Source organism: Nonomuraea zeae (assembly GCF_005889725.1).
Taxonomy (GTDB): Bacteria; Actinomycetota; Actinomycetes; order Streptosporangiales; family Streptosporangiaceae; genus Nonomuraea; species Nonomuraea zeae.
Genome location: NZ_VCKX01000509.1, coordinates 1 through 4,840, shown reverse-complemented (window position 1 = coordinate 4,840; position 4,840 = coordinate 1). Strand labels below are relative to the sequence as shown.

Annotated in this window: 5 protein-coding genes; all 5 read left to right on the top strand. The window is 69.1% G+C overall.

The genetic code is table 11. From position 1 onward, the window contains the following. Positions 1–382 (top strand): Rieske (2Fe-2S) protein (locus tag ETD85_RS60160; protein WP_338087273.1); only part of this gene is annotated, 382 nt, incomplete at its 5' end. A 145-nt stretch (positions 383–527) separates the two neighbouring features. Next, positions 528–986: a Rieske (2Fe-2S) protein gene (locus ETD85_RS60155; protein ID WP_170247464.1), complete on the top strand. Its 459-nt coding sequence runs from the start codon at positions 528–530 to the stop codon at positions 984–986. A gap of 71 nt (positions 987–1,057) precedes the next feature. Beyond that, positions 1,058–1,501, top strand: a complete 444-nt coding sequence (locus ETD85_RS60150; protein ID WP_138698741.1) for a Rieske (2Fe-2S) protein — start codon at positions 1,058–1,060, stop codon at positions 1,499–1,501. 110 nt (positions 1,502–1,611) lie between these two features. Further along, a complete protein-coding gene (gene uvrC / locus ETD85_RS60145; RefSeq protein ID WP_206059602.1) occupies positions 1,612–3,516 on the top strand; it encodes an excinuclease ABC subunit UvrC in 1,905 nt (634 codons plus the stop codon). Positions 3,517–3,592: 76 nt separating this feature from the next. Beyond that, complete coding sequence (gene rapZ / locus ETD85_RS60140; protein ID WP_138698739.1) at positions 3,593–4,501, top strand: RNase adapter RapZ; 909 nt, start codon at positions 3,593–3,595, stop codon at positions 4,499–4,501. Positions 4,502–4,840: the final 339 nt, after the last annotated feature.

Below are 4,840 nucleotides of genomic sequence, written 5' to 3'. Positions count from 1 at the left end.
GCGGGAGATGCTGGGGGTGGCGGGCGTCGCGGCCTGCGGCCTGGCGCTGGCCGGATGCGGCGCGGGCGACGCCAAGGCGCAGCAGAGCATCAAGGGCAAGGTCATCGCCAAGACGGCCGACGTGCCGGTGGGCGGGGGCAAGCTCATCGAGGATCTGCAGGTCGTGGTGACGCAGCCGACGGAGGGCGTCTACAAGGCGTTCAGCTCGGTCTGCACGCACAAGGGGTGCGCGGTCAGCACGCCCAAGGAGAACATCATCAGGTGCGCCTGCCACGGCAGCGAGTTCGCCGCCGACAGCGGGAAGGCCACCAAGGGGCCGGCGACGGCGCCGCTTGCCTCGTTCCAGGTCAAGGTCGAGGGCGACGGCATCGTGGTCGTCTGAGCAGGTGGTCGCCTGAACAGGTATGCGCAGGTGGTCGCCTGAACAGGTAATTGTGCGTGGTCGCCCCGATTGGGCTCAGGCACGCTGAACCGGCGCGAGGGCGCTGGCCGTACCTGAAGTGAGAACCAATCTGGGAGGACGCACCATGACAGAAACGACGCGCCGGACGATGGTGCTCGGCGCTGGAAGCGCCGGGCTCGCGGCGGTTCTGACGGCGTGTGCGAGCTACGGTTCGCCGACGACAGAGGCCAGCGCGGAGCCACCCGAGGACGAGGCGTCGTCGGACGCGCCGAAGAAGAAGACCGAGAAGAAGGCGGCCAAGGCGCTGGCCGACACAGCAGACATCCCCAAGGGCGGTGGGAAGGTCTTCGAGAGCCAGAAGATCGTGGTCACGCAGCCGACCGACGGTGATTTCAAGGCGTTCACGGCGGTCTGCACCCACCAGGGGTGCACGGTCGCCAGCGTCTCGAACGGGACGATCAACTGTCCCTGTCACGGCAGCAAGTTCAAGATCGAGGACGGCTCCGTCGCGGACGGCCCGGCGAGCGAGCCGCTCGCCGAGAAGAAGATCACCGTGGACGGGGACAAGATCAGGCTGGCTTAGCCAGGGCAAGATCAGGCCTGCTTTACGGGCGTCTCATGAATTTCTCACCTGCGTGCGGTTGGGTGAGGCGCATGGGAGATGACCTTCAGAGCCGCCGGGCGGTGATCGCGAGCGTGGGAGCGGGTGGCCTGACGCTGGCGCTCACCGCCTGCGGCGGCGGTACCGAAACCGCACAGACCGGCGGCGCACCGGAATCGGGCGCGCCTCAGTCCAACGCGCCGCAAGCGGGCGGGGCGCTGGCCAAGACCGCAGACATCCCTGTCGGCGGCGGCACGATTTTCAAGGACCAGAAGGTCGTGGTCACGCAACCGACGTCGGGCCAGTTCAAGGCGTTCAGCGCGGTGTGCACGCACAACGGGTGCACTGTCGGCAGCGTCTCCGACGGCGTGATCGTCTGCCCGTGTCACAACAGCAGGTTCGCCATCGCCGACGGCGCCGTCACCGACGGCCCGGCCGACAAGCCGCTGCCGGAGCAGCAGATCAAGGTCGAAGGCGATCAGATCACGCTCGCATAGCGTGACGCCTGCCGCGAGACCGCCCGCCGTGCCCTGGCTGAAGGTACGGCGGGCAACCTTGTCGGTGGGGCTACTACTCTTTGAACGTGGCGAGATCAGCGGGCAGCCCCTTGAGTTTCCGGCCCAAACCAGGTTCGATCCCCGATTCCCCCGGGGTCTACCGGTTCAGGGACGCGCACGGCCGGGTGATCTACGTCGGCAAGGCCAAGAGCCTGCGCCAGCGGCTCAATTCCTACTTCGCCGACTTCTCCGCGCTCCATCCGCGCACCCAGACGATGCTGACCACGGCGGCCGACGTCGACTGGACCGTCGTCGGCACCGAGGTCGAGGCGCTGCAGCTCGAATACTCCTGGATCAAGGAGTACGATCCGCGCTTCAACGTGAAATACCGCGACGACAAGTCCTATCCCTACCTCGCGGTCACCATGGGCGAAGACTTCCCGCGCGTGCAGGTCATGCGGGGCGCCAAGCGCAAGGGCACACGTTACTTCGGGCCCTATTCACACGCCTGGGCCATCCGCGAGACCGTCGACCTGCTGCTGCGGGTCTTCCCCGTGCGCACGTGCAGCGCCGGGGTGTTCAAGCGGGCCGGGCAGATCGGGCGGCCGTGCCTGCTCGGCTACATCGACAAGTGCTCGGCGCCCTGCGTCGGCCGGGTCACCCCCGAAGAGCACCGCGCGCTGGCCGAGGACTTCTGCGACTTCATGGCGGGCAACACCAGCCGCTTCATCAAGCGGCTGGAGAAGGAGATGCGCGACGCCGCCTCCGAGCAGGAATACGAGCGCGCGGCCCGGCTGCGCGACGACATCCAGGCCCTGCAGCGGGCGCTGGAGAAGCAGGCGGTCGTGCTCGGAGAGGGCACCGACGCCGACGTGATCGCGCTGACCGAAGACCCGCTCGAAGCCGCGGTCCAGGTCTTCTATGTACGCGGCGGGCGCATCAGGGGCCAGCGCGGCTGGGTGGTCGACAAGGTCGAGGAGAGCTCGCCCGGCGAGCTGGTCGAGCAGTTCCTGCTGCAGATGTACGCCGAGGCCAGCCCTGACTCGATGCCCCGCGAAGTGCTCGTGCCCGCGCTGCCGCCCGACAGCGAGGCGGTCGCCGAGCTGCTCACCGAGCAGCGCCGGGCCCGCGTCGAGGTGCGCGTGCCGCAGCGTGGCGACAAGAAGGCGCTGATGGAGACCGTCGAGCGCAACGCCAAGGAGTCGCTCGCCCAGCACAAGATCCGCCGCGCCAGCGACCTGACCACCCGCAGCAAGGCGCTGCAGGAGATCGCCGACGCGCTCGACCTCGACCAGGCGCCGCTGCGCATCGAGTGTTACGACGTCTCGCACCTGCAAGGGGAGAACGTCGTGGCGTCCATGGTGGTGTTCGAGGACGGCCTGGCGCGCAAGAGCGAATACCGGCGCTTCGCCGTCAAGACCAAGGAAGGCGACGTCGCCTCGATCCACGAGGTGATCATGCGACGGTTCCGCCGCTACCTGGAAGAGCGTTCGGCCACCGGCGAGCTGGCGGCCGACGATGACGACGGCCACGGGCCCATCGACCCGGAGACGGGCAGACCGCGCAAGTTCGCCTACCCGCCCAACCTCGTCGTGGTCGACGGCGCGGGGCCGCAGGCCGCGGCCGCGCAGCGCGCGCTCGACGAGCTCGGGATCGACGACGTGGCGGTGTGCGGCCTGGCCAAGCGGCTGGAGGAGGTGTGGCTGCCCGGCGATGACCAGCCGGTGATCATGCCTCGTTCAAGTGAGGGTCTCTACCTGCTGCAACGCGTGCGAGACGAAGCACACCGGTTCGCCATCACCTACCATCGTTCCAAGAGGTCCAAGACGGTGAAGGAGAGCGCCCTCGACAGCGTGCCCGGTCTCGGCCCGGCCCGCCGGCAGGCGCTACTCAAGCACTTCGGCTCCGTGAAAAAGCTACGCGAGGCCACTGCCGCCGAGATCTGCGAGGTTCCCGGCATCGGCCCGTCCATCGCCGAGGTCATCGTGTCCACGCTGAAGGGAGAATCACCGTGATCTCGCCAGGAGGCCCGGCCGGCCACGCCGGGAGCACGTTGGTCCGTTCGCAATCGTGGCCGGGGAGGACGCTGAGATGAGCACCCGTGAAGCCGGTCCCGCGGATCGGGGTGATACAGCGGCCACGGAGCGGGCGTTCGTCATCGTCACCGGCATGTCCGGCGCGGGGCGCAGCACGGCGGCCAAGGCGCTCGAGGACCTGGGCTGGTTCGTCATCGACAACCTGCCGCCCGGGCTGCTGTTCGCGATGGCGGAGGAGGCGGGCAAGGTCAAGCTCGCCGCCGACAAGGTGGCCGCCGTCGTCGACGTGCGCAGCCTCGCCTTCACCACCGACCTCAACGCCGCCATCGAGGAGCTCGAAGGGCGCGGCGTCCGCGTGCGGGTGGTGTTCCTGGAGGCCAGCGACGAGGAGCTGGTGCGCAGGTTCGAGAACGTCCGCAGGCCGCATCCGCTGCAGGGCGAGGGCCGGCTGGTCGACGGGATCACGCGGGAGCGCGGGATCCTGCGCGAGGTCCGGGCCAACGCCGACCTGGTGATCGACACCTCGTCGCACAACGTGCACGACCTGCGGAACAAGATCGTCGCCTACTTCGGTGGGGAGGACCGGCCGGGGCTGCGGCTCAACGTCGTCTCGTTCGGCTTCAAATACGGGCTGCCGGTCGATGCGGATCTCGTGGTCGACTGCCGCTTCCTGCCCAATCCGCACTGGGTGCCCGAGCTGCGGCCGATGAACGGCCTGGACGCCCCGGTCCGCGACTACGTGCTCGAACAGCCGGGCGCCAAGGAGTTCCTCGACGCGTACGAGGAGGTCCTGCAGGTGGTCGCGGCCGGATACGCGCGCGAGGGCAAGAGCTATGCGACGCTCGCGGTGGGCTGCACGGGTGGCAAGCACCGCAGCGTGGCCATGGCGGAGCAGGTCGGCGCCCGCCTGCGCGACCGCGGGATGGAAGTTCAGGTAAGCCATCGGGATGTGGGGCGGGAGTGACCGATGAAGAATTCTTCGCGCCTTTGCCGGACCCGGTGGAGGAGGTCCCGAGCCGTTCGGTGAGGGGCGTTTCCGGCAAGAGTGGCCGAACCGGGAGTGTCTCGGGCGGCGGTCGTGCGGGCGGCGGCTCGGGCGGCGGTGGTCGTGCGGGCGGCGACGGTGGTGCGGGCGGAGTCTCGGACCACGGTGGTCGTGCGGGCGAGGTCTCGGGCGGCGACGGTCGTGAGGTCTCGGGTGGCGGCGGCCAGGCGCGTGAGGTCCCCGGTGGCGGTGGTCGTGCGGGCGAGGGCTCGGGTGGGAGTGTGCCGGCGCAAGAGGGCTCAAGTGATGGCGGTCAGG